This window comes from Nitratireductor soli, assembly GCF_001050155.1.
Classification (GTDB): domain Bacteria; phylum Pseudomonadota; class Alphaproteobacteria; order Rhizobiales; family Rhizobiaceae; genus Nitratireductor; species Nitratireductor soli.
In genome coordinates this window covers 18,699-43,293 of the sequence record NZ_LFVY01000023.1, presented here as the reverse complement: position 1 = coordinate 43,293, position 24,595 = coordinate 18,699, and the positions used below count along the sequence as shown (strand labels likewise).

The following is a 24,595-nucleotide window of genomic DNA, read 5'->3' as shown; positions in this document are numbered from 1 at the left end:
CTTACAGCGCCGCGCGTCTTATCAGACGCGCAAAGGACGCTGTAACATCTTGAAGTGATGCATGTTCGTTGTCATTCAAATGAATCCATTTGAATGCGACATGCATTAGTCGACCATAAATCCCATGCTTGCTAGCACTGGATGACCGCGCGAACGCGGCCGGAGAGGAAACGCGGCAGCCTGATCCGGATACTCGAAGTATCAGCCCACTGGCGTTTGCAATCGGATGAAACCACCTGACGCCCGCATGATCGCGGAGAAACAAGAGGCCAGGGCGCGGCGCGCCCGTTCGGACGCACCGCGCAGCCGCCGGGACCGATCCAGCGCCGGCTTACTTTTTCGCCTTCTCGCGGATGAACGTCCCGGCGTTCAATTCGGAGAAGGCCTGCATCAGCTCCTCGCGCGTGTTCATGACGATCGGCCCATGCCAGGCAACGGGCTCCTGGATCGGCCGGCCGGAGACAAGCAGAAAGCGTATGCCTTGCTCGCCGGCCTGAACGACGACCTCGTCGCCGGTGTCGAACACGACCAGAGTGCGGTCGCCGCTCAAGTCGCGCAGATGGATTTCCTGCCCGGCGAGTTCCTTTTCCAGCAATACGCCAAACGGCTTGGATGCGTCGCGGAACGTGCCGGAGCCCTCGAAAATATAAGCGAAGGCGCTGCGATACGTGTCGACGGGCAGCACTTTGCGTTTGCCGGGCGGCACCCAGATGTCGAGATATTGCGGGTCTGCCGCGATGCCGTCGACCGGGCCGCGCTTGCCCCAGAATTCGCCCATCACGACACGCACCCGCGTGCCGTCATCGTCGACGATCTCCGGAATGTCGCCGGCCTTCACGTCCTGGTAGCGTGGCGTCGTCATTTTCTGGCTCGCCGGCAGGTTGGCCCAGAGCTGGAAGCCGTGCATCCGGCCTTGCCGGTCGCCCTGCGGCATTTCCTGATGCAGGATTCCGCTGCCGGCCGTCATCCATTGCACGTCGCCGGCGCCGAGCGAGCCGGCATTGCCGAGGCTGTCGGCGTGATCGACCGAACCGGCCAGCACATAGGTGATGGTCTCGATGCCGCGATGCGGATGCCATGGAAAGCCGGCCTGGTAGTTTTCCGGCCGGTCGTTGCGGAAATCGTCGAACAGCAGGAACGGATCGGCAAGCTTCGGGTCGCCGAAGCCGAAGGCGCGGTCAAGCCGCACGCCGGCACCCTCGATGGTCGGTTGCGCATGGGAAAGCTGCTTTACGGGACGAATGGACATGGGAAACTCCATTTGTTGCTTGCGGCAAACATAGGTTCTTCCCGACCCCGGCGCATCGGCGCCAGGGGTGACAAATTGTTCACTATTTTGAGACAATCAGCGCCGATCAGTCGTGCCAGTAAACGATGGTCGGCCGCTCCTTGTACTGCGCGCGCGCCCGCTCGCGAAAACCGAGGTGGGCGGCGAGCTTGCGCGACGGCTCGTTCTCTTCATTGATAATGCAGGTGACGTCCATGTCCGCATGCGCTTCGCCGCACCAGGAAAGCACCGCCCTCATCGCCTCACGCGCGTAACCCTTGCCCTGCGCCTCGACGCCGAAAATCCAGCCCGCTTCCAGCGTCCCCTCCAGCGAAGGCGCGATGGCGCGCCGGCATTCCTGGACGCCGGCACTGCCAAGGAATGATCGGGTGGCCTTCTCCTCGATGGCGAAATAGCCAAAACCCATCAGGCTCCACATGCCGCGATGACTGACGAGCCGGCGCCACGCGTCTTCGCGATTGAGCGGCGCGCCGGAGGTGAACCGCACCACTTCCGGCTGAGCCCACAGTGCGGCGAAGGCGTCGAGATCCTCGATGCGGTGAGCGCGCAGCAACAATCGCTCGGTTTCCAGGACGGGTGTCGGCGTCATTCGGCGGCTTTCGCGTTCAGTTTTTCGGCAATCAGCGTGGCGAGCCGCGCCGCCACCTCGTCCTTGTCCATCTCCGGCCAGGCTTCCTCTCCGTCGCGGCTGACGACGACGACGCGATTGCGCTCGCCGCCCATCACGCCGCCCATGACACCATTGCGGCCCACGCCGCTGTCATGCGACACGTCATTGGCGATGATCATGTCGGCGCCCTTGCGGTCGAGCTTGGCGCGGGCATTGTCGAGCAGGTTCTGTGTCTCGGCGGCGAAGCCAACAACCAGCGCCGGCCTCTTCTTATGGTGGCCGACACCGGCAAGGATGTCCGGGTTCTCGGTGAGCTGCAGGGCAGGAGCTGCCGCACCCTTCTTTTTCTTGATCTTCTCGTCGGTTTCCATTTCCGGCCGCCAGTCGGCGACGGCGGCAACGAAGATGCCGGCGTCGGCCGGCAGCAGGGCCTCGACGGCGTCGCGCATCTGTCGCGCACTTTCCACATGGGTGACGGCAATGCCCACGGGGTCGGGAATCGAGACCGGGCCGGAGACGAGATGGACGTCCGCACCGAGCCGCGCCAGCGCACCGGCGAGCGCGTGACCCTGTCTGCCGGACGAACGGTTGGCGATGTAGCGGACCGGATCGATCGGCTCGTGGGTGGGGCCGGATGTGACGATGATCCTGCGCCCGGCGAGCGGTCCCGACCGGTCGGCGAGCATCGCCTCGATCGCTGCGACGATGTCGAGCGGCTCGGCCATGCGGCCGAAGCCGGCTTCGCCGCTTTCGGCCATCTCGCCCTCGCCGGGGCCGACGAAGGCGACGCCGTCGCCCTGCAGCGTGGCAAGGTTGCGGCGTGTCGCCTTGTGCTGCCACATGCGCGGGTTCATGGCCGGCGCCATCAGCACGGGCTTATCGGTCGCCAACAGCACGGCCGAGGCGAGATCATTGGCCTGGCCGCCGGCGAGCTTGGCCATCAGGTCGGCGGTCGCCGGCGCGACGACGACGAGATCCGCCTCGCGCGACAGGCGTATGTGGCCGACATCATGTTCGTCCTGGCGGTCGAACAGCTCGGTGAAGACATGGTCCGCCGACAGCGCGCCGACCGACAGGGGCGTGACGAACTCCTGCGCCGCCCGCGTCATCACGCAGCGCACGGCCGCGCCCCGCTCGCGCAGGCGGCGGATCAGGTCGAGGCATTTGTATGCCGCGATCCCCCCGCCGATGATCAGCAGGATGCGCGTTCTGGCAAGCAGCGATTGTCCTTCAGGCATGGCACCGAATTCTTTCACGCCGGTTTCAGGGCGGGTTCCACATCGGTATGGACGAAATCGTCGCCTTTGAAAAGGAGCGGCAGGTTACGAGTCTTGGCCAAAGCGTAAGCAAAACAATCGCCGATATTGAGCGCGGCGGGATGGCCGGCGCCGCGGCCGTAGCGGGCATAGGCCATACGCGCCGCTGTCAATTGCGGCTCGTCAAAATCTACCGTCTCGGGGGCGATCTCCAACAGTAAATTGCTCAACCGCGAATGGCCGTCGGCCAGCGACAGACGCTTGGCGACATAGTGCGCTTCGAGGATCGTCGTGGCGCTGATCAGGACGGTTTCCGCCGTGACCATGGCCTGGCGAAAAGCCTCCGCATCCTGTTCGTCGTTCAACATGGCGATCAGCGCCGACGTGTCGATGACGAAGGCCGGGTCACAAAACACCTTCATCCCATATCTCATCGCAGATCGTTTTGAGGTCGAACGGGTCGTTGGGTTTCACGGCGAGCTTGCGCATGGCCGAAACGCTTGGCCGTCGCCTTTGCGGTGCAGCCGCCTTCGCTGCCGGGCTGACGCTCCAGGCCAGGATGCGGCGCACCTCTTCCTCCATTGAAACGTCGTTTTCGGCGGCGCGTTTGCGCAGGGCGCGCCGCACGTCATCGTCCACATTGCGTATGGTCAACGTCGCCATGGTCCGCTTGTCTACACCTCCATCAAACCGGCACGCGACACCGCGCCAGCAATGACAGCAATGCTGGCGCGGCGCATATTCCGGTGCCTTCTCAGGCCTTCCCGGCGCTTCGATCCACCGATCGATGGCGCCGCGGACCTACGCGATTTTATAGGGTTTGCCAGCAATGCTGTCACCACCGGCAGTGCTGGAATGTCTCCATTTGCGACGAAAACCCCAGGAATTTTAATGGTTTGCGAGTTCGTGCTAGCAATGCTGTCATTGCAGCATCGCCAACCTCCAGGCAATTGTCGAATTACCGGATTTGCCCGGGCAGCACTGAAGGCAATGCTGGCTGGCGTCAGGAAATCTGCCAGGCGATGATGGCCAGAATCACGGCGATCGCCCACAGAGCGAGCCGCCCGCCGCGTGTGTGGCGGGCCTCGGAGCGGCCGATCGCCTCGGCCGTTTCCGGATCGAAGCGCAGTCCGCGCTCGGCCATGGCGTCGATCTCGCGCGACAGGCGTTCGGTGCGCGCCGCCAGCTCCGGCGCCTGGCGAACGAAAGCGGCAAGCGCCGAGATCCCGTCGCGCGCATCGTTCAGCATGCCGCGCGGACCGAGGTTCGCGGCGATCCAGTCGGAGACCACCGGCTCGGCCGACTTCCACATGTTGAAGTGCGGATCGAGCGAGCGCGCCACGCCCTCGACGACGACCATCGTCTTCTGCAAAAGCAGCAGCTCCGGCCGCGTCTGCATGTCGAACAGCTCCGTCACCTCGAACAGCAGCGTCAGCAGGCGCGCCATCGAGATGGTCTCGGCCGATTGCCCGTGGATCGGTTCGCCGATGGCGCGCAGCGCCTGGGCAAACGCCGCGACGTCATGATGCCCCGGCACATAGCCCGCCTCGAAGTGAACTTCGGCGACGCGGCGGAAATCGCGGGTGATGAAACCGTAAAGAATCTCGGCCAGGAAGTGCCGTTCCTTCTTGCCGATTCGACCTGTGATGCCGAAGTCGACGGCGACGATCGTGCCGTCCGCCTCGACGAAAAGATTGCCCGGATGCATGTCGGCGTGGAAGAAACCGTCGCGCAGCGTGTGGCGCAGGAACGACTGGATCAGCGTTCGCGCCAGCGATTCGAGATCGTGGCCCGCCTCGCGCAGAGCCTCGACGTTCGACATCTTCGTGCCGTCGACCCATTCGAGCGTCATCACGTCGCGGCCGGTGCGTTGCCAGTCGACCTCCGGAACGCGGAAGCCGGGATCGCCCCTCGTGTTCTCGTGCAGTTCGGAAATGGCGGCGGCCTCGAGCCGCAGGTCCATCTCGATCTTCGTCACCTGGGCCAGCGTCTCGGCGACCTTCACCGGCTTCAGCCGGCGCGTCGACGGCATGAACCGCTCCTGCAGATGCGCCGCCAGGAAGTAGCTTTCGAGATCGTTGTTGAACCGCCGCCGGACGCCCGGCCGGATAACCTTGACGGCAACGTGCCTGGTGCCGTTCCCGTCGACGGTGCGCGCCTCGTGCACCTGGGCGATGGAGGCGGCCGCCACCGGGCCGCCGAGTTCGGCGTACAGCGCCTCGACGGGCAGGCCGAGCGAGCCTTCGATGGCCGCGCGCGCCTGCGCCTCGGGAAACGTATCCATGCGGTCCTGCAGGCTCGCCAGGTCGCGCGCCAGGTCGTGGCCGACCACGTCGGGCCGCGTCGCCAGGAACTGGCCGAGCTTGACATAGGAAGGGCCAAGCCGGTTGACCGCCTTGGCAAGGCGCTCGGGCCGGGCGCGGCGCGTCGAGCGGCGGCGCGACATCAGCGTCGCCACGCGCCAGGCAAAGCGCGGCATGCCTTCGAGCTGGTCGCCGGGAAGCGCCGCGACGACCCCTTCGCGAACCAGAATCCAGCCCGCGCGGGCGAGGCGGAAATATGCGCCGAAAACACTCATGGTCGGACCGTCAAATCTTCCAGCCCGAGTGCAGCGCGGCGATGCCGCCCGAATAGTCGCGCCAGGTGACGCGCGAAAAGCCGGCGGTGCGGATCATGGCGGCGAAGTTCTGCTGATTGGGAAACTTGCGGATCGATTCGACGAGGTAGCGATACGGCTCGTCGTCGCCCGTCACCGCCTTGCCGATGCGCGGAATGGCGTGGAACGACCAGGCCTCATAGACCTTGTCGAGCAGCGGCATGTCGACATCGGAGAATTCCAGGCAGAGAAACCGCCCGCCGGGCTTCAGCACGCGAAACGCCTCGCTCAACGCTCTGTCGATGCGCGGCACGTTGCGGATGCCGAAGGCGATCGTGTAGGCGTCGAAGGAATTGTCCTCGAACGGCAGATCCTCGGCATTCGCCTCGACGAAGGTCAGCCGGTCGGCGATGCCGCGTTTCTCGCCGCGCGCGCGGCCCACCTCGAGCATCGAGCCGTTGATGTCGAGCACCGTCACGTCCGCCTGGCCGCGTGACGCCTCGACGATGCGGAAGGCGATGTCGCCCGTGCCGCCGGCCACGTCGAGCGCCGTATAGCCGGGCCGCTTCGAAGGCGACAGCCAGGCCACCATGGCGTCCTTCCACAGCCGGTGCAGGCCCGCCGACATCAGGTCGTTCATCGTGTCGTAGCGTTCGGCGACGCGGTGGAACACCGTGTTGACCAGCCCCTGCTTCTCGCCCTCGCCAACCTGGCGGAAACCGTAAGCGGTCTCCATGCCGCCTTGCGCGGTGGTACGCTGTTCCGACATTGCAACCCTTTCAAAAACGCCCGGACCATAGCCCATCGGCAGCCATGGCGCTATTATCAAAAGCGCGATGAACAGCCGCGCCGGCGGCCGGTCGATAACGGAGCCGAGATGGTCGCCAAAGCCGAGCTTCACTGCCACATCGAAGGAGCCGCGTCGCCCGATCTGGTGGTCGTGCAGGCGCGAAAATACGGCGTCGATACATCGTCCTTCCTCAGGGACGGCGCCTATATCTGGCATGATTTCACCAGCTTCCTCGCCGCCTATGACGCCGCCGCCGGCCTGTTTCGCACCGAGGAGGATTACGCGTTGCTGGCGGAGGATTATCTGACCGGCCTGGCGCGCGACGGCGCGATCTATTCCGAGATCTTCATCTCCCCCGACCATGCCGGGAAGGCCGGCCTGTCGCCCGGCGCCTATGCCGACGCGCTCGGCGAGGGGATCGTCCGGGCGCGCGCCTCGACCGGCATCGAGGGACGCATGATCGTCACGGGCATACGCCATTTCGGCGCTTCATCGGTGATGGCGGCGGCGCGTTTTGCCGCCGGTTGCGGGCACAGGCTGGTGACCGGCTTCGGCATGGCCGGCGAAGAACGGTTCGGCCACCCGCGCGATTACGTAGGCGCCTTCGACATGGCCCGCGAGGCGGGCCTCGGCACTACCGTTCATGCCGGCGAGCTGGCCGGCTGGGAGAGCGTCGCTGCCGCCCTCGACCATATCCGCCCGGCGCGCATCGGCCACGGCGTGCGCGCCATCGAGAATCCCGACCTGGTGCGCCGCCTGGCCGATGAGCGGGTGGTGCTGGAGGTCTGCCCGGTTTCCAACGTCACGCTCAAGGTCTTCGCCGATTTCGCCAGCCACCCCTTGCCGCAATTGCTGGCGGCGGGTTGCCGCGTGACTCTCAACTCCGACGACCCGCCGCACTTTCACACCTCGCTCGCCCACGAATATGCGGTCGCGGCGCGGGTCTTCGATCTGGACGACAACGCCCTGGCCGGATTGACGCGGACGGCGCTGGAAGCGGCGTTCATCGACGAGGCGACGCGCGCTATGCTGCTGCGTCGTCTCGGCGACAAAGCTGTGGCTCCGTAAGCCAGACGGTATGCCGCGCGGCATCGAGCCGTTAAGATCGACCGGAACAACGGATTTACAGGGAACAGCACATGCAGGGCGTCACCGTCGTCGACCATCCGCTTGTCCAGCACAAGCTGACCATCATGCGCGACAAGGAAACCTCGACGGCCGGGTTCCGCCGGCTGCTGCGCGAGATTTCGCTTCTGCTCTGCTACGAGGTGACGCGCGACCTGGAGCTGACGACCCGCAAGATCGAGACGCCGATGGAGATCATCGACGCGCCGACACTGGAAGGCAAGAAGCTGGTGTTCGCCTCGGTGTTACGCGCCGGTAACGGTTTACTGGACGGTATGCTCGACCTGGTGCCGGCGGCCCGTGTCGCCCATGTCGGCCTGTACCGCGATCATGATACGTTGCAGGCGGTCGAGTACTTCTTCAAGGCGCCGAGCGATCTGGCCAACCGGCTGGTGATCGTCGTCGATCCGATGCTGGCGACGGCCAATTCGGCGATCGCCGCCGTCGACAAGCTGAAGGAACGCGGTGCCACCAATCTGCGCTTTCTCTGCCTGCTGGCAGCACCGGAGGGCCTGGAGCGTTTCCGCGCCGCGCATCCCGACGTGCCGGTCTTCACCGCTTCGATCGACCGTAAGCTTAACGAGAAGGGCTACATCGTTCCCGGCCTGGGTGACGCCGGCGACCGTATGTACGGCACGAAATAACCGTAGCTTAACCAAGCCACGCGGTTCGCTGCTACCGTTAAAACTACGATGACCATACGCGCATAGACTGTATCCGCTTACGGTTGGGATGGCGTCTATGTTTCGCAAACTGCTCATGCTGGGTGCCGTCGTTGGAGCCGCAGCGGCCGTGCCGGCGCTCTATCAGAACGACCCGGATTTCTACCGGACTTTGCTGCGCAGCACGCTCGCCGACGATACGGCCGAAGAACAGGCAGAAGCGCCGCGCAACGTGGCGCTCAATCGCCTGGAGATGAACGGCAAGACCTCGGTTCTGCTTGGCAAGAAAGTCAGCATCGCGGCCGACACGCGCGGCCATTATATGGGTCGCTTCAAGCTGAACGGCCGTGAGATCAGGGCGATGGTCGACACCGGCGCCACCTACATCGCCATCAACAGATCGACGGCCCGTCGCATCGGCCTGCGGCTTTCGCCGGGCGACTTCAAATACAAGGTCAGCACCGCCAATGGCCAGACGAAAGCCGCCGCGGCGATGATCGAGACGCTGCAGATCGGCCGCATCTTCCTGGAGAATATCGATGCGGTCGTGCTCGAGGACCAGGCCCTGGACGGCGTTCTGATCGGCATGAGCTTCCTCAAGCGCCTGGCGCGCTATCAGGTGGAGAACGGCGAGCTGGTCCTCGAACAGTAACCGTTGGCTTACTGGTAATGGCGTCCGGACCTTACGTATCGCCACCATACTCGGCGACGCCCCCCGAGGATGACGAGTGTTTGGGAGGAACGATGTCGATCGCCAGCCTCGGCGTTTGACACAAACCCCTCTGCAATTCGTCATCCTCGGCCCCCGAGCCGAGGATCCATGCCGGAACGTCGGGCAGGTGCGTGCGGCGAGCGGGATCAATCGGGCGGTGTGGGGCCTGATGTCGTGTTCGCGCTACGTATCGCTTACCACCCGCCGCAGTATCGCCCTGCCGGCGCGCGGCTTGTCCTCCGCGATCCCGTAGGCCGCCCGCACCGCCGCCACAGCGCGCTCCGCGTCGCCGGCGGCGCTTGCATGGACCATGGCCAGCGGTTCGCCGCGCCGCACCTCGGCGCCGATCGGCAGGCAGTCGGTCAGGCCGACCGAATGATCGATCGCATCCTCCGGCCTCAGCCGTCCGCCGCCCAGCTCGATGACCGCCACGCCCAGCGCCCGCGTCGCGATGCGCCCGACGAAGCCGTCGCGCTCGGCGGTTGCCGGCAACAGCACTTTTGCCTTGGGCAGGTATTGCTCCGCAGTCTCGACGAAGTCGGCTGGCCCGCCGAGCGCCCGCACCATCCGGCCGAACCGCTCTGCGGCAGCACCGCTGGAGAGCGCCGCCTGCGCACGCACCAGGGCATCCTTGGCCGTGCCGGCGATGCGTGTCGCCAGAAGCATTTCGGCTGCCAGCGCCAGGGTCACCTGTTCGAGGCGTTTGTCGCGTTTGCGCCCGGTGAGGAAATCGACGGCGTTGCGCACCTCGACGGCATTGCCCGCCGCCGATGCCAGCGGCTCGTTCATGTCCGTCAGGAGCGCCGTGGCCGGCAGGCCGGCGCTGTCGGCCACACTCACCAGATTGTCGGCCAGCTTTCGCGCGCCGCGCGCGTCCGCCATGAACGAGCCATTGCCGGACTTCACGTCGAGCACCAGTGACGAAAGTCCCGCGGCGAGCTTCTTCGACAGGATCGAGGCGGTGATCAGCGGGATCGATTCGACCGTTCCCGTCACATCGCGCACCGCGTAGAAGCGCTTGTCGGCCGGCGCCAGGTCGCCCGTCTGGCCGATGATGGCGCATCCCACATCGCGCACGGTCCTGGCAAACAGCCTGTCGTCCGGCTGGCTGGTGTAGCCGGGGATCGAATCCATCTTGTCGAGCGTGCCGCCCGTGTGGCCGAGGCCGCGGCCGGAGATCATCGGCACGAAGGCGCCGCAGGCCGCCACGATCGGCGCCAGCATCAGCGAGACATTGTCGCCGACGCCGCCGGTGGAATGCTTGTCGGTGACCGGGCCGGGCAGGTCGGACCAGTCGAGCACCTTGCCGGAATCGCGCATGGCCATGGTCAGGGCGGCGCCCTCCTCGGCATTCATGCCGTTGAGAAAGATCGCCATGGCGAGCGCCGCCACTTGCCCTTCGCTCCAGGTGCCGTGGGACAGGCCATGGGCGAAATCGGCGATGTCCGCCTTCGACAGAATGCCGCCGTCACGCTTGTTGCGAATGATCTCCTGCGGCAGCATCGCAGCCCTCAGCCTTCCGGCAGGCCGTCGGCGCAGAGCTGGCCGAGGATTCTCGCCAGGCGCTGGCCGCCGATTGGCGCCATGTCCTTGGTCTCCTGGTGCGACAGCTCGCCGGCGCTCATGCCGGCGCCGAGATTGGTGATGACCGAGCAGGCGGCGACCCTGAGGCCGAAATAGCGCGCCAGGATGACCTCCGGCACGGTCGACATGCCGACCGCGTCGGCGCCCAGCACGCGCGCCATGCGGATTTCCGCCGGCGTTTCGAAGTTCGGCCCGGAGAACCACATGTAGACGCCCCTGTGCAACTCCACCCCGGCCTTTTCGGCCGCCGCCGCCAGGGCGTCGCGCAGGCCCGCGTCATAGGCTTCGCTCATGCCGACGAAACGGCGGTCGCTCGCCTCGCCGATCAGCGGGTTGGCGCCGGAGAAATTGATGTGGTCGTCGAGCATCATGACGGAGCCGGGCGGCATCTCCTCTCGCAGCGATCCCGCCGCGTTGGTCAGGATCAGGGTCGTCACGCCGATGCCCCACAAGGCCTCCAGCGCCGGGCGCATCGCCGCCGGGTCGCCATGCTCGTAATAGTGCGACCGTCCCGCCAGCATGACGACGTGGGTGCCGGCAAGCTTGCCGGCGACGATCTCGCCGGCATGGCCGGTGACGCCGCTGTGCGGAAACCCCGGTAAATCCCCATAGGCAAACCGAACCGGGTTCTCGACCGCGTCCACCAGGCCGCCGAGGCCGGAGCCGAGCACCAGGCCAAGGCGCGGAGCGAGCCCTTCCAGCCGCTCCGTTAACAGGTCGATCGCCTCTTTCATTTGCCGTCCTCGAACGAGAAGCCGCGTGGGAAGACGGCGGAAAAAGGCACGGTTTCCAGCACGCCATCGGTATCGCACAGATGCAGCACCGCATCCTCGGCGGCGAATTCCGCCAGCCGCTGCCGGCAACCGCCGCACGGCATGATCTTCGCCATTTTCTCCGCCACGACGGCGATCTCCGTCACCTTGCCCCCGCCGGCCATGACCATGTGGCCGAGCGCCGTCGTCTCGGCGCACCAGCCCTCCGGATAGGAGGCGTTCTCGATGTTGCAGCCGGCATGAATGGCGCCGGCCTTGGTCTTCACCGCCGCGCCGACGGGAAACTGCGAATAGGGCGCGTGGGCATGCGACATGGCGGCCTTGGCCGCGGCGAAAAGATCGTCGGCGCTCATCAGCGCTCCTTCACATAGGGCACGCCGCCGGCGCGCGGGGGAATGGCCTTGCCGATGAAGCCGGCAAGCAGCACCACGGTCAGCACATAGGGCAGGGCCTGCATGAACTGCACCGGCACCTGGCCGATCAGCGGCAGCGGCGTGCCCTGGACGCGGATGGCGAAGGCGTCGAGGAAGCCGAACAGCAGGCAGGCGAACATCACCGGCACCGGCTTCCATTTGGCGAAGATCAGCGCTGCCAGCGCGATGAAGCCGCGGCCCGCCGTCATGTCCTTCACGAAGCCGGCATTCTGCGCCAGCGAAAGATAGCTGCCGGCCATGCCGGTCAGGATGCCGGTGCAGATCACGGCGCGATAGCGCAGCCAGGAAACGGAGATGCCCGCCGTGTCGACCGCCGCCGGGTTTTCGCCGACAGCCCGCAGGCGCAGGCCGAAGCGCGTGCGAAACAGCACCCACCAGGTGAAGGGAACGAGCAGGAAGGCCGCATAGACGAGCAGCGAATGGCCCGACAGGAGTTCCGAATAGATTTCGCCGAGGATCGGCACGTCGCGCACCGCATCGGCAAACGGCAGTTCGATGGCGCCGAAGCGGCCGCCGGCCGACAGGGACGGCGTGCGCCCGCCCTGGCGGAACCAGGCCTGGCCGAGAATGATGGTCGAGCCGGCGGCGATGAAGTTGATGGCGACGCCCGAGACGATCTGGTTGCCGCGATGGGTGATCGAGGCAAAGCCGTGCACCAGCGCCAGGAAGATCGAAATGAGCATCGCCGCCCCCAGTCCGGCCCAGGCCGAGCCGGTGACGGCGGCGGCAGCGCCGGCGGCGAATGCGCCGGCCAGCATCTTGCCTTCCAGGCCGATGTCGAACACGCCGGAGCGCTCCGAATAGAGGCCGGCCAGCGCCGCCAGAAGCAGCGGCACGGACAGCCGCACGGTGGAATCGAGAAGCAGGATCAGCGTGTGGAAGAAATCCATCTCAGCCACCCTCCCCCTGGCGCGCCTCGGCGCCCATGGAGCGCGGGCTGAGGCTGGCGATCGCCGCCTGCAACGTCGGCCGGAACATGTGCTCCAGCGCGCCGGCGAAGAGGATGACGAGACCCTGGATGATGACGATCATGTCGCGTGAGATGTTGGGCATCTCGAAGGCGAGTTCGGCGCCGCCCTGGTAGAGCATGCCGAACAGGATGGCCGCCGGCACGATGCCCGCCGGATGCGAGCGGCCCATCAGCGCCACGGCGATGCCGACGAAGCCGGCGCCGGTGACGAAATCGATCTGCAGCCGGTTCTGGTCGCCCATCACCGGGTTGAGCGCCATCATGCCGGCCAGCGCGCCGGAGATCAGCATGGCGATGATGATGATCTTCGTTTCGCTGACGCCGGCATAGCGCGCCGCCTTGGGGCTGAAGCCGCGCATGCGGATTTCATAACCGAGCCGCGTGCGCCAGATCAGCACCCAGACCAGGAAGGCGGCCAACAGCGCCAGCAGGAAGGACAGGTTGAACGGCGCCGAGCGCACCGACAGGCCGAGCGCCTCCAGCATCCAGTTGAGCTTGGGCAGGTGACCGCCCTCGACGAAGGTGCGCGTCTGCGGCGCCTGGCTGCCGGCGGGTTTCAACACATTGACCAGCAGATAGACCATCAGGCTGGCGGCGATGAAGTTGAACATGATCGTCGTGATGACGATGTGCGAGCCGCGCTTGGCCTGGAAATAGGCCGGGATGAAGGCCCAGGCCGCGCCGAAAACGGCCGCGCCCGCCACGGCCAGCGGAAACACCAGCCACCATGGCAGGATGCTGTCGAAGGCGAGACACACCACGGCGACGCCCAGCCCGCCGACATAGGCCTGCCCCTCGCCGCCGATGTTGAACAGGCTGCAATGGAAGGCGACGGCGACGGCCAGGCCGGTGAAGATGAAGCTCGTCGCGTAATACAGCGTATAGGCGATGTTCTGTCCGCGCCCGAGCGCCCCGTCGACCAGGATGACGGCGGCACGGAACGGATTTTCGCCGACCAGCATCACCACCAGCCCGGCCACCAGGAAGGCGACGGCGAGGTTGATCAGCGGAATCAGCCCGTAATCGGCCCAGGCGGGCAGTTTCGCGTAGGGCGCGCTCATTCCGCCGCCTCCTTTTCCTCGACGCCGGCCATCAGCAGGCCAAGTTCGGCTTCGCTGGCATCGGGTCCGCGCTCACCGACGATGCGGCCGGCGAACATGACGAGGATGCGGTCCGACAGCGAGCGGATCTCGTCCAGCTCGACGGAGACGAGCAGAACCGCCTTGCCCTGGTCGCGCATGTCGATCAGCCGCTTGTGGATGAACTCGATGGCGCCCACATCGACGCCGCGCGTCGGCTGGCCGACGATCAGCACCTTCGGGTCTTGCTCCATTTCGCGCGCCAGCACGATCTTCTGCTGGTTGCCGCCGGAGAAATTGGCCGTCTTCAGCCGGCAGTCGGCGGGGCGGATGTCGTATTTCTCGATCTTCTCGCGCGCGTCGTTGCGGATCGCCGCAATATCGAGGAACGGGCCGTTCAGATATTTCGCCTGCCGGTGATAGCCGAGCATGGCGTTCTCGTTTTCCTCGAAGGGCAGCACCAGGCCGACATGATGCCGGTCCTCGGGCACATGCGCCATGCCGCGCTGGCGCAGGTCGGCCGGGTCCGCCTCGCCCGTCAGCGCCACCGGCACGCCATCCAGCGTCACCGTGCCGGAAACGGCCTTCTGCACGCCCGACACGGCATCGAGCAACTGCGACTGGCCGTTGCCGGCCACCCCGGCGATGCCGACGATCTCGCCGGCCCGCACGTCGAGCGACACATTGTCGACCATGGTGACGCCGCGCGAATCCTTGACCGTCAAATTCTTCACCGACAGCATCACGCCGCCGGGCTTCGCCTCGCCCTTCTCGACGCTGAGCAGCACGCGGCGGCCGACCATCAGCTCGGCCAGCTCCTCGACCGTCGTTTCGGAGGTTTTGCGCGTCGCCACCATCGCCCCCTGGCGCATGACCGACACATTGTCGGTGATGGCCATGATCTCGCGCAGCTTGTGCGTGATGAGGATGATGGTCTTCCCTTCGTCCTTCAATTGCCGGAGGATGCGGAACAGATGGTCGGCCTCCGCCGGGGTCAACACGCCGGTCGGCTCGTCGAGGATGAGGATTTCGGCGCCGCGATAGAGCGCCTTGAGGATTTCCACGCGCTGCTGCAGGCCGACGGACAGGTCCTCGATCACCGCGTCGGGATCGACCTCCAGCCCGTAGTCGCGCTCCAGCCGTTCCAGCTCCGAACGCGCCTTGGCGATGGAGGTGTTGAGCAATGCCTCGCCTTCGGCGCCCAGGATGACGTTTTCCAGGACGGTGAAGTTCTCCACCAGCATGAAGTGCTGATGGACCATGCCGATGCCGAGCGCGATGGCCGCGCTGGGCGTGTTGATGGTGACGGGCTTGCCGCCCACCTGGATGCGGCCCCGGTCCGCCTGGTAGAAACCGTAGAGGATCGACATCAGCGTCGATTTTCCGGCGCCGTTCTCGCCGATGATGCCGTGGATCGTCCCGGCGGTGATCTTGAGGTCGATGTTGCGGTTTGCGTGAACCGCGCCAAAGCTCTTGCTGATGCCGTTGAGCTCGATTGCCGTGTGCGCCATCGGCGGCCCATTTCCCCGATTTTTTTATCGTTTGGTCAATGAATTATCATGCGGGTCCATTCGTGCCAACCGCCCGAAAGATACCGAGGATAACACTCTCGACAAAAGCGGGCCGGCTTGTCAATTTCCCCGGGCGATTTGCGCTACAACATTCAGGGATTGCCGCGGCCATGAACGAAGACAGGCTGACAAAGCTGGAAATGCTGGCCGCCGAGCAGGAAAAGACCATCGAGGAGCTTTCCGCCGAGCTGACGCGGCAGTGGAAGGAGACGGAGCGGCTGCAGACCAAGCTCGACCGCCTGACCGAGCGCTTCCTGGCGCTGGAGGAGCAGACCGCGCCCGACGTGCCGGTGACCAAGCCGCCGCATTGGTGAGGGGAGGCATTTGCCGCGTCGTGACGGCGCTCCATCCTCATCCGGAACGGTCGGCCGGCTCCCAAAGCTCGATCGGATTGCCCTCGGGGTCGTGGATGCGGGCAAAACGGCCGACTTCCGAATCCCATTCGGCGCGGGTCTCGACGGCGATGCCGGCGGCCTTCAACTGGGCGATCATCGCATCGAGATCGCCAACGCGGAAATTGACCATCCATTGCTGCTCTGAACGGCCGAAATACTTGGTATCGTGCGAGAACGGGCCATAGATCGTCGGCCCGGCCTCCTGTTTCCAGACGGTCTCGAACAGGCTGTCGACGCCGAGATGCTCCTGATACCAGGCGGCCAGTTCCTGCGGGTCGCGTCCGCGAAAGAACAAGCCGCCTATGCCGGTTACTTTCTGTTTCATGGCGCCGTTCCAATTCTACCTGGAGGAAGAGTTATAGCCGATGGGCGCGTTCCTGAAAGGGCGGAGGGTGGCGGCGGGCCGATTGTTTGCTAAGTCTTGGGATGCGTCATCCTGCCTTGCCCAAGGAGCATCGAATCTATGGAAAAGCCTCGCCTTCCGATCTCAGGCACATGCCGCTGCGGCCGTGTCGAGATCGAAATCTCCGCCCCGCCGATCATGACCGCCGCATGCCACTGCCGGGGCTGCCAGCGCATGAGCGCCAGCGCCTACTCCCTGACGGTGATGATCCCCGGCCAGGCCTTTCGCGTGACGAAGGGCGAGCCGGTCAAGGGCGGCATCAAGGGCCCGCAACTCGACCATTACTGCTGCCCGTCCTGCATGACATGGATGTTCACCCGCATCGCCGGTGTCGACGATTTCGTCAATGTGCGCCCGACCATGTTCGACGACATGCCGTGGAACAGGCCTTTCATCGAGACGATGACGGCCGACAAATTGTCCTGGGTGGAAACGCCCGCCCGGCATCGCTATGAGGGCTTCCCGCCGGTCGAGGAGTTCCCGCAGCTCCTGGAGGAATTCGCCCGCAGCCTGTGAGCGGACGAGACTGCTACAAAGCAAAAAGCCCCGCCGGATCACTCCGGCGGGGCTCTTCGTTTCACGCGTGAGCGCGAGACTTATTCGTCGTCGCCGCCCTGCTTCTTCAACGCCGCGCCGAGGATGTCGCCGAGCGAAGCGCCGGAATCGGTCGAGCCGTACTGGGCAACCGCTTCCTTCTCTTCGGCGATTTCCAGCGCCTTGATCGAAACGCTGATCTTGCGCGTCTTCTTGTCGAACATGGTGACGCGGGCATCGACCTTCTGGCCGACGGAGAAGCGCTCGGGGCGCTGCTCGTCGCGGTCGCGCGACAGGTCGTTGCGCTTGATGAAGGCATCGACATCGTGGTCGACGAGCTTGACTTCTAACCCGCCTTCCTTGACGCCGGTCACCTCGCAGGTGACGACTGCGCCCTTGCGCAGGTCGCCGGAAGCCGCCGCCTCGCCGATGGCGTCGCGGCCGAGCTGCTTGATGCCGAGGGAGATGCGCTCCTTGTCGACGTCGACGTCGAGAACCTGCGCCTGCACCACGTCGCCGCGGTTATATTCCTCGATCACCTGCTCGCCCGGACGGTTCCAGTCGAGATCGGAGAGATGGACCATGCCGTCCACATCGCCGTCCAGGCCGATGAACAGGCCGAATTCGGTCTTGTTCTTGACCTCGCCCTCGACGACGGAGCCCGCCGAATGGGTGCGCGCGAAGGCTTCCCACGGGTTTTCCAGCGTCTGCTTCAGGCCGAGCGAGATGCGGCGCTTGACCGGATCGACCTCGAGCACCACCACTTCGACTTCCTGCGTGGTCGACAGGATCTTGCCCGGATGGACGTTCTTCTTCGTCCAGGACATCTCCGAGACGTGGATCAGGCCTTCGATGCCCGGCTCCAGCTCGACGAACGCGCCGTAGTCTGTGATGTTGGTGACGCGGCCGAGAACCTTCTTGCCAAGCGGGTACTTGCCGCCGATGCCGTCCCACGGATCGGCTTCGAGCTGCTTCATGCCCAGCGAGATGCGGTGCGTTTCCTGGTTGATGCGGATGATCTGCACCTTGACCGTCTGGCCGATGTTGAGGATTTCGGTCGGATGGTTGACGCGGCGCCATGCCATGTCGGTGACGTGCAGCAGGCCGTCAATGCCGCCGAGATCGACGAACGCACCGTAATCGGTGATGTTCTTGACCACGCCTTCGACCACCTGGCCCTCTTCGAGGTTCTGGACGATCTCCGAGCGCTGCTCGGCGCGGCTCTCTTCGAGAACCGTGCGGCGCGAAACGACGATGTTGCCGCGGCGCTTGTCCATCTTGAGGATTTCGAAAGGCTGCGGCGTGTGCATCAGCGGAGTGACGTCGCGGATCGGCCGGATGTCGACCTGGCTGCGCGGCAGGAAGGCCACGGCGCCGTCCAGATCGACGGTGAAGCCGCCCTTGACCTGGTTGAAGATGAAGCCTTCGACGCGCTCTCCATTGGCGAACTTGACTTCCAGCTTGACCCAGCTTTCCTCGCGGCGCGCCTTGTCGCGCGACAGCATGGCCTCGCCCAGCGCGTTCTCGATGCGCTCGACATAGACTTCGACTTCATCGCCGACCTTGAGGTCGGAATCCTTGCCCTTGGCGCCGAATTCCTTCAGCGGCACGCGGCCCTCGACCTTCAGGCCGACATCGATGATCGCCATGTCTTTTTCGATGGCGGTGACGATGCCCTTGACGACTGCGCCTTCGGCGGCGTCGCGCTCGGAGAAGGATTCTTCGAGAAGGCTCGCGAAATCATCGCGAGACGGATTGAGTTCTGACATTGATGCTCCTGAATTGCCCCGTTTCGAGCGGGGCGGCGCCGGTGGTTCGTGTTGCGTTTCACCTGCCTTGCATCCGAGCGGATCGCTCTGAAGCCGCGAAGCGGCAAATCCGGCGCATGAGAATGCGAGGCAGGCGGTTCTTCAGTTCGCGTTCCGCTCGATGCGCTTGGCATCGATGATGGCTGAGGCCGCACGGAACGCCGTCTCTATATCCATTTCGCTCGTATCGAGCAAGTGGGCGTCTTGCGCGGGTTTGAGCGGGCTGGCCGCCCGTTCCGTGTCGCGTGCGTCGCGGCGCTGGATATCGGCCAGGATTCCGGCGTAGTCGGCGGTGCCGCCGCCGGCCTCGATCTCGCGCCAGCGGCGGGCGGCGCGCACCTCGGCGGTGGCGATGACATAGAGCTTCACATCGGCGTCCGGGCACACCACCGTGCCGATGTCGCGCCCGTCGAGCACGGCGCCCGGCGGCGTGACGGCGAAGGCGCGCTGCTTGTCGACCAGGGCCTGGCGCACGGCCGGCATGACGGCGATCTTCGACGCCGCCTCGCCGATCCCGTGCGCTGACAGCACGGCGCGGTCGAGCCCGCCGAGGTCGAGCCCGTGGGCCGTCTCCTCGGCAACGCTTTCATCGTCCAACGGCAGGCCGGCATCGAGAAGCGCCTTTGCGACCCCGCGATAGGTTAATCCCGTGTCGAGATGCCTCAACCCGTACCGGGCGGCAAGCTTGCGGGCCAGCGTTCCCTTGCCGGAGGCGGCCGGTCCGTCGATGGCGATCAGCAATGGTCAGGCTCCTTGCGCGGTTGATGGGCCGGTGTTTTCGACGCGATGATCTAGGTCCTGACCCTAGGGGCTGGCGATCAGCTTCACGCCGAAGGCGATCAGCGCTGCGCCGACCAGGGCATCGAACACCCGTCGGATGCGGATAAAGCCGCGACACACCACGGGCAAGCGGAAAAATACCGAAACCAGGCCCCACCACAGCGTCGAGACGATCACGGCGGTCAGGACGGCGCCGGCAAACAATCCGACCGGGCTTGCCGGCGGGATCATCACGCCGAACAGGCTGGCATAGTAGGCGATCACCTTGGGATTGGAGATGTTGGTGACGAAACCGGCGCGCAACGCGCCCATCGGCCCGATATCCGCGCCGCCTCTGTCGATGCTGTCCAGCCCGGCCTGGCCGCGCCACGCCGAGCGCAGCATCTTGAAGCCGAACCAGGCGAGGTAGGCGCCGCCCACAACGCGGATCGCCACCGGCAGCCACGGAAAGGCATTGAGCGCAGTGCCCAGGCCGGCAGCGGCAAATGACGACCACACCAGCGTCGCCGCGACGACGCCGATGACGACGAACAGCCCGTTGCGTGGATCCGGCGAGTTGGCATGACCGGCGACAACGAAGAGCGTCGGGCCGGGACTCGATATGGCGAAGAAATGAATGGTCGCAATGCCGAGCAGAATATGCATCTGGTCCATGACCGGTCCCCTCATCCTTGTTTGGGAACGGATCATAGTCGAGCGCAAACCGGCCTGCCACGGCCGGCAAACACATCCTGACAGGACTTGACGCGACGCTACACCGACCGCGTGATGCCGCCGTCGATGCGGATGTTCTGGCCGGTGATATAGCCCGATTTCTCGCTGGCGAGGAACAGGATCAGCTCCGAGACTTCATCGACGCTGCCATAGCGGCCCATCGGTATGCGCGCGCGGCGGTCTTCCTTTTCCGGCAGGGAATCGATGAAGCCCGGCAGCACGTTGTTCATGCGGATGTTGTCGGCGGCATATGTGTCGCAGAACAGCTTGGTGAAGGCGGCAAGCCCGGCGCGGAACACGCCGGAGGTCGGAAACGCCTCTTCCGGCTCGAAGGTCGCATAGGTCGAGATGTTGACGATCGAGCCCGATTTCTGCGCCTGCATGATCGGCGCCACCAGCCGCGTGGCGCGCACCACGTTGAGCAGGTAGAATTCCATGCCGAGCTGCCAGTCGGCGTCGGAAATCTCCAGCACCGCGCCCTTTGGCCCGTGGCCGGCGCCATTCACCAGCACGTCGACGCGGCCGAAGCGCCGCATCGTCTCCTCGGTGAAGCGCGTCAGATCGTCGACCGAGCGGTTGGACCCGGTAAAGCCCAGCCCGCCCAGTTCGCCCGCCAGCGCCTCGCCCTTGCCGGACGACGACAGGATGGCCACCTCATAGCCGCTCGCCGCCAATGTCCTGGCCGCCCCGGCGCCCATGCCGCTGCCGCCGCCGACGATCATTGCCACTTTCTCAGCGCTCATCTTGGCCTCCTCCGGAATTGTCTTTCAGCGATGGCGTTTCAGTCGATCCGCGCGCCCAGACGGCGCATCAGGTCGGTGAAATCGGGGAAACTCGTGGCGATCATGGCCTGGTCGTCGATGGTCACCGGCTTTTGCGCCGCCAGTCCCATGACCAGGAAGCTCATGGCGATGCGGTGGTCGAGATGGGTTTCCACCGTGCCGCCGCCCAGCCCCTTGCCGCCCGGCTGTCCGGTGACGGCAAGCGTCGCCTCGCCCTCGACGCAGTCGACGCCATTGACCTTCAGCCCGTTGGCGACCGCCGACAGCCGGTCCGATTCCTTGACCCGCAGCTCCTCCAGCCCCTGCATCAGCGTTTCGCCCTCGGCGAAGCAGGCGGCGACGGCCAGCACCGGATATTCGTCGATCATCGACGGCGCGCGCTCGGCCGGTACGATGACGCCCTTCAGCTCCGAGCCGCGCACGCGCAGGTCGGCCACGTCCTCGCCGCCCTCGTTGCGCCGGTCGACGATCGTGATGTCGGCGCCCATCTCCAGAAGCGTGGTCAGCAGCCCGGTGCGCGTCGGGTTCATCAGCATGTTCTCGATGATCACGTCGGAACCCGGCACGATGACCGCCGCCACCAGCGGAAACGCCGCCGAGGAAGGGTCGCCCGGCACGGCGATGGTTTGCCCGGTCAGCCGGGGCTGGCCCTCGATGCGGATGTGGCGCACGCCGTCCCCGTCGATGTCCACCTGGAGCGACGCGCCGAAGCCGGCCAGCATCTTCTCCGTGTGATCGCGTGTCGCCACCGGCTCGATGACCGTCGTGATGCCCGGCGCGTTCAACGCGGCGATGAGTACGGCGGATTTGACCTGCGCCGAGGGCATCGGCACGCGATAGGTGATCGGCGCGGCGTGTTTCGGCCCGCGCAGCGTGATCGGCAGCCGGTCGCCCGGCTCGGCGGCAAGCACCTGCAGGCCCATCTCGCGCAGCGGATCCAGCACGCGGCCCATCGGCCGTTTCGACAGCGAGGCATCGCCGATGAAGCGGGTTTCCATGTCGTAGGAGCCGACAAGACCCATGGTCAGCCGCACGCCGGTGCCGGCATTGCCGAAATCGAGCGCCTCTTTCGGCTCGAGCAGTGCGCCATTGCCGGTTCCCGACACCACCCATTCATCGCCCCGCCGTTCGATCTGCGCGCCCATCGCCCGCATTGCCGCGCCGGTGCGCAGCACGTCCTCGCCTTCCAGCAGCCCCGTGATGCGTGTTTGGCCGGCGGCCAGCCCGCCGAACATCAGGGCGCGGTGCGAGATCGACTTGTCGCCCGGCACGCGGGCGCGACCGGTCAGGGATTCGGATTTTGCGGCGCTGAGCGGGCGCGGTGCGGCGTCGTGCATTCTTTGGTCCTTGACGATGGCCAGTTTGCCTGTCGTACGGGCAATTGATTCCAAGATTTCCGGGGCTCGCTCTAGCATGCTGGTGATAGCGGGTCATCCCCCGGTTGACGGATGGACGGTCTCGGGGTTGAAAGGGAGCATGCTCAAGGGAGGAGGTCTGTTTCCCGGGCGATCCATTATACCAATCTATTAGGCTTTGACAGGCGCGCGACTTGCCGTTATGGGGACGAAAATTTTCAAGAAGGCAAAGTGCGCTTCAGGTGTCGGCAGCGATGGAGCCGTCGCAGGCTGGACCGACCGCAAGACGATGAGGCAGCAAGGTGGTTAAACCGGAACTCGGAACGAAACGCGTCTGCCCGGAAACGGGCCGCAAGTTCTATGATCTCAACAAGGACCCGATCGTATCGCCCTATACGGGCCAGTCCTATCCTCGCAGCTATTTCGATGCTGGCGTCGACAAGATGATCGATGAGGAAGAAGACGAGGTCGAGGAGGAGGATGCTCCTGAGGTCGTTTCCCTCGAGGACGCCGATGAAGAGGTCTCTTCGGGCGACAAGGCGGAGATCCCGGATATCGACGGCGATGATGACGACGATGTCGATCTCGGTGACGACGACGACGCCACCTTCCTCGCAGAGGACGAGGACGAGGAAGACGACGACGTCAAGGACTTCATCGGCGTCGGCGACGACGACGAGGATCGTTGATCGGCACGGACTTCACGGAAGAACGTCCCGGCCTTCGCCCCAACCTTCGCCGACGCGCGGCGAACAAGCGAAAAACGGGGCTTGATCTTCCTGGCGGGCAGGTTTAGAAGCCGCCCACACGGTTGGCCCGACGGGCCGGCCGGAACCTCTTCGCCGGAAACGGCGGCCGGCGCATTACCATACAGCGTGTCGCCGGACAGTGTGGGGCCATAGCTCAGTTGGGAGAGCGCTTGAATGGCATTCAAGAGGTCGTCGGTTCGATTCCGATTGGCTCCACCAATCTCCATATCTCAGGGCAGTTCGCTTCGCTCACGCCTCCGATGGGGCGGGCGAAAGCCCGGGCCGCAGTCGCGGCCTTGTTTCGGTTCGAGGATTCTCCTCTCGCCTCCACCAAATTCTCATCTGTGAGTGGTTGTTTCGGCCAGCGATGGCTTGATCTGGCCGGCCGGCAGTGGCTGCGCCCGCCCTTGTATTTCGCCGCCGTATGGGCGAAGGGATGCGCGCCGTCAGCAATGAGGGCAAGGCTTCATCCGCTCTGGAGTTCCGTTCCGTGAAAACCCTGACCATCCGCCGCCCCGATGATTGGCATCTGCATCTGCGCGACGGCGCGGTTCTCGAAGCCGTCTTGCCGCACTCCTCGGCCGATTTCGCCCGCGCCATCATCATGCCGAACCTGGTGCCGCCGGTGGTCACGACCAGCGATGCGCGGGCCTATCGCGCGCGCATCATGGCGGCGCTGCCGGAAGGGCATGACTTCACCCCGCTGATGACGCTCTACCTGACCGAGCAGACCGAGGCCGACGACGTCGCCGCCGGCGTGCGCGATGGCCTCATCAAGGCGCTCAAGCTCTATCCCGCCGGCGCGACGACCAATTCGCAAAGCGGCGTGCGCGACCTCGCCAAGGTGCAGCCCGTGCTGGAGCGCATGGCCGAACTCGGCATCCCGCTATGCATCCACGGCGAGGTGACGGACCCGGCGATCGACATCTTCGACCGCGAGGCGGCCTTCATCGAGCAGGTTCTGGAGCCGCTGAGGAAGCGCCTGCCGGAGCTGAAGATCGTCATGGAGCATGTGACGACGCGCGACGGCGTGGATTATGTGATGAGCGCCGAGCGCAACCTGGCCGGCACGCTGACGCCGCATCACCTCATCATCAACCGCAATGCGCTGTTGGCCGGCGGCATCCGCCCGCATTATTACTGCCTGCCCGTCGCCAAGCGCGAGGAGCACCGCCTGGCGCTGCGCAAGGCCGCCGCCTCCGGCGACCGCCGCCTGTTCCTCGGCACGGATTCGGCGCCGCATCTCGACCCGATGAAGGAATGCGCCTGCGGCTGCGCCGGCGTCTTCAATTCTGTCAACACGCTCGCCTGCGTGGCGCATGTGTTCGAGGATGAAGGCGCGCTCGACCGGCTGGAGGCCTTCACCTCGCTCAACGGACCGGCCTATTACGGCCTGCCGGCGAATGAGGAACGCATCACGCTGGTGCGGCACGACACGCCGCTCGCCTATCCGAAATCGGTTCACACCGCCGAGGGCGCGATCACAGTTTTCGATCCGATGTTCCCGCTGCATTGGGCCGTGGAAGCCAGCGCCGTCGGCTGACCGCCGCTAGTGGTGCGATCCTGACAGATGGTACCCATCTGTCAGGAAAAATCGCCCCACCAGACCAATAGTTTGCGGGCTG

At 65.3% G+C, this 24,595-nt stretch carries 26 protein-coding genes and 1 tRNA gene; 8 read left to right on the top strand and 19 right to left on the bottom strand.

The features are described from left to right. Window positions 1-331: 331 nt before the first annotated feature. The 7 genes from AB843_RS22865 to ubiE form a co-directional block, all read right to left on the bottom strand. Complete coding sequence (locus tag AB843_RS22865) at window positions 332-1,249, bottom strand: pirin family protein (RefSeq protein ID WP_048649261.1); 918 nt, start codon at window positions 1,247-1,249, stop codon at window positions 332-334. A gap of 106 nt (window positions 1,250-1,355) precedes the next feature. Then, window positions 1,356-1,877: a GNAT family N-acetyltransferase gene (locus tag AB843_RS22860; RefSeq protein ID WP_048649227.1), complete on the bottom strand. Its 522-nt coding sequence runs from the start codon at window positions 1,875-1,877 to the stop codon at window positions 1,356-1,358. Further along, complete coding sequence (coaBC, locus tag AB843_RS22855) at window positions 1,874-3,136, bottom strand: bifunctional phosphopantothenoylcysteine decarboxylase/phosphopantothenate--cysteine ligase CoaBC (protein ID WP_048649260.1); 1,263 nt, start codon at window positions 3,134-3,136, stop codon at window positions 1,874-1,876. Before coaBC ends, AB843_RS22860 begins: the two co-directional genes overlap by 4 nt. 14 nt (window positions 3,137-3,150) lie before the next feature. Beyond that, window positions 3,151-3,576 carry a type II toxin-antitoxin system VapC family toxin gene (locus AB843_RS22850; RefSeq protein ID WP_048649226.1) on the bottom strand — a complete coding sequence of 142 codons (426 nt, stop codon included), beginning with the start codon at window positions 3,574-3,576 and terminating at the stop codon, window positions 3,151-3,153. Continuing rightward, the gene (locus AB843_RS22845) at window positions 3,560-3,817 is read right to left on the bottom strand and encodes a FitA-like ribbon-helix-helix domain-containing protein (protein ID WP_048649225.1); all 258 of its coding nucleotides are present in this window, start codon (window positions 3,815-3,817) and stop codon (window positions 3,560-3,562) included. The genes AB843_RS22850 and AB843_RS22845 overlap by 17 nt, the downstream gene beginning before the upstream one ends. A gap of 340 nt (window positions 3,818-4,157) precedes the next feature. Further along, window positions 4,158-5,732 carry a 2-polyprenylphenol 6-hydroxylase gene (gene ubiB / locus AB843_RS22840; protein ID WP_048649224.1) on the bottom strand — a complete coding sequence of 525 codons (1,575 nt, stop codon included), beginning with the start codon at window positions 5,730-5,732 and terminating at the stop codon, window positions 4,158-4,160. 10 nt (window positions 5,733-5,742) lie between these two features. Then, window positions 5,743-6,519, bottom strand: coding sequence for a bifunctional demethylmenaquinone methyltransferase/2-methoxy-6-polyprenyl-1,4-benzoquinol methylase UbiE (gene ubiE, locus AB843_RS22835; protein ID WP_048649259.1), 777 nt, complete (start codon window positions 6,517-6,519; stop codon window positions 5,743-5,745). A 108-nt stretch (window positions 6,520-6,627) separates the two neighbouring features. Between ubiE and AB843_RS22830 the strand changes: the two genes are divergently transcribed. The 3 genes from AB843_RS22830 to AB843_RS22820 all read left to right on the top strand — a co-directional run bounded on the left by AB843_RS22830 (window position 6,628) and on the right by AB843_RS22820 (window position 8,979). Then, the gene (locus AB843_RS22830; protein WP_048649223.1) at window positions 6,628-7,608 is read left to right on the top strand and encodes an adenosine deaminase; all 981 of its coding nucleotides are present in this window, start codon (window positions 6,628-6,630) and stop codon (window positions 7,606-7,608) included. 71 nt (window positions 7,609-7,679) lie between these two features. Beyond that, entirely contained in the window at window positions 7,680-8,309 is a 630-nt protein-coding gene (gene upp / locus AB843_RS22825) for a uracil phosphoribosyltransferase (protein WP_048649222.1), read from the top strand. A 97-nt stretch (window positions 8,310-8,406) separates the two neighbouring features. Further along, window positions 8,407-8,979, top strand: a complete 573-nt coding sequence (locus tag AB843_RS22820; RefSeq protein WP_048649221.1) for a TIGR02281 family clan AA aspartic protease — start codon at window positions 8,407-8,409, stop codon at window positions 8,977-8,979. A gap of 243 nt (window positions 8,980-9,222) precedes the next feature. Here AB843_RS22820 and deoA read toward each other — a convergent pair whose 3' ends face one another. From deoA to AB843_RS22790, 6 genes are read right to left on the bottom strand one after another with little or no spacing between them, the layout of a single operon-like run. Beyond that, on the bottom strand, window positions 9,223-10,542 hold the full coding sequence (gene deoA, locus AB843_RS22815; RefSeq protein ID WP_048649220.1) for a thymidine phosphorylase: 1,320 nt from the start codon (window positions 10,540-10,542) through the stop codon (window positions 9,223-9,225). An 8-nt stretch (window positions 10,543-10,550) separates the two neighbouring features. Next, window positions 10,551-11,357: a purine-nucleoside phosphorylase gene (locus tag AB843_RS22810; protein ID WP_048649219.1), complete on the bottom strand. Its 807-nt coding sequence runs from the start codon at window positions 11,355-11,357 to the stop codon at window positions 10,551-10,553. Beyond that, the gene (locus tag AB843_RS22805; RefSeq protein WP_048649218.1) at window positions 11,354-11,749 is read right to left on the bottom strand and encodes a cytidine deaminase; all 396 of its coding nucleotides are present in this window, start codon (window positions 11,747-11,749) and stop codon (window positions 11,354-11,356) included. The genes AB843_RS22810 and AB843_RS22805 overlap by 4 nt, the downstream gene beginning before the upstream one ends. Next, the gene (locus tag AB843_RS22800) at window positions 11,749-12,720 is read right to left on the bottom strand and encodes an ABC transporter permease (RefSeq protein WP_048649217.1); all 972 of its coding nucleotides are present in this window, start codon (window positions 12,718-12,720) and stop codon (window positions 11,749-11,751) included. Before AB843_RS22800 ends, AB843_RS22805 begins: the two co-directional genes overlap by 1 nt. A 1-nt stretch (window position 12,721) precedes the next feature. Next, entirely contained in the window at window positions 12,722-13,861 is a 1,140-nt protein-coding gene (locus tag AB843_RS22795) for an ABC transporter permease (RefSeq protein WP_048649216.1), read from the bottom strand. Then, window positions 13,858-15,390, bottom strand: coding sequence for an ABC transporter ATP-binding protein (locus tag AB843_RS22790; RefSeq protein ID WP_048649215.1), 1,533 nt, complete (start codon window positions 15,388-15,390; stop codon window positions 13,858-13,860). The genes AB843_RS22795 and AB843_RS22790 overlap by 4 nt, the downstream gene beginning before the upstream one ends. 170 nt (window positions 15,391-15,560) lie before the next feature. Between AB843_RS22790 and AB843_RS22785 the strand changes: the two genes are divergently transcribed. Then, a complete protein-coding gene (locus AB843_RS22785; protein ID WP_048649214.1) occupies window positions 15,561-15,764 on the top strand; it encodes a SlyX family protein in 204 nt (67 codons plus the stop codon). Window positions 15,765-15,801: 37 nt separating this feature from the next. Here the strand turns inward: AB843_RS22785 and AB843_RS22780 are convergent, their stop codons facing one another. Further along, window positions 15,802-16,170 carry a VOC family protein gene (locus AB843_RS22780; RefSeq protein WP_048649213.1) on the bottom strand — a complete coding sequence of 123 codons (369 nt, stop codon included), beginning with the start codon at window positions 16,168-16,170 and terminating at the stop codon, window positions 15,802-15,804. 138 nt (window positions 16,171-16,308) lie between these two features. On the opposite strand from AB843_RS22780, the gene AB843_RS22775 reads away from it, so the two are divergent. Further along, a complete protein-coding gene (locus tag AB843_RS22775) occupies window positions 16,309-16,764 on the top strand; it encodes a GFA family protein (RefSeq protein WP_048649212.1) in 456 nt (151 codons plus the stop codon). Between the two features lie 80 nt (window positions 16,765-16,844). Here the strand turns inward: AB843_RS22775 and rpsA are convergent, their stop codons facing one another. The 5 genes from rpsA to aroA form a co-directional block, all read right to left on the bottom strand. Continuing rightward, the gene (gene rpsA, locus AB843_RS22770) at window positions 16,845-18,551 is read right to left on the bottom strand and encodes a 30S ribosomal protein S1 (protein WP_048649211.1); all 1,707 of its coding nucleotides are present in this window, start codon (window positions 18,549-18,551) and stop codon (window positions 16,845-16,847) included. Between the two features lie 141 nt (window positions 18,552-18,692). Further along, complete coding sequence (cmk, locus tag AB843_RS22765; protein WP_048649210.1) at window positions 18,693-19,331, bottom strand: (d)CMP kinase; 639 nt, start codon at window positions 19,329-19,331, stop codon at window positions 18,693-18,695. A gap of 63 nt (window positions 19,332-19,394) precedes the next feature. Further along, on the bottom strand, window positions 19,395-20,024 hold the full coding sequence (locus AB843_RS22760; protein ID WP_048649209.1) for a LysE family translocator: 630 nt from the start codon (window positions 20,022-20,024) through the stop codon (window positions 19,395-19,397). A gap of 98 nt (window positions 20,025-20,122) precedes the next feature. Further along, window positions 20,123-20,827, bottom strand: a complete 705-nt coding sequence (locus tag AB843_RS22755) for an SDR family oxidoreductase (RefSeq protein ID WP_048649208.1) — start codon at window positions 20,825-20,827, stop codon at window positions 20,123-20,125. A 38-nt stretch (window positions 20,828-20,865) separates the two neighbouring features. Further along, window positions 20,866-22,203, bottom strand: a complete 1,338-nt coding sequence (aroA, locus tag AB843_RS22750; RefSeq protein ID WP_048649207.1) for a 3-phosphoshikimate 1-carboxyvinyltransferase — start codon at window positions 22,201-22,203, stop codon at window positions 20,866-20,868. Window positions 22,204-22,523: 320 nt separating this feature from the next. Here aroA and AB843_RS22745 point away from each other — a divergent pair, with 320 nt between their 5' ends. The 3 genes from AB843_RS22745 (at window position 22,524) to pyrC (ending at window position 24,513) form a co-directional block, all read left to right on the top strand. Then, a complete protein-coding gene (locus AB843_RS22745) occupies window positions 22,524-22,910 on the top strand; it encodes a TIGR02300 family protein (protein WP_048649206.1) in 387 nt (128 codons plus the stop codon). Window positions 22,911-23,113: 203 nt separating this feature from the next. Continuing rightward, window positions 23,114-23,189, top strand: a tRNA-Ala gene (locus AB843_RS22740). 271 nt (window positions 23,190-23,460) lie between these two features. Next, on the top strand, window positions 23,461-24,513 hold the full coding sequence (gene pyrC / locus AB843_RS22735; RefSeq protein ID WP_048649258.1) for a dihydroorotase: 1,053 nt from the start codon (window positions 23,461-23,463) through the stop codon (window positions 24,511-24,513). Window positions 24,514-24,595 lie beyond the last annotated feature (82 nt).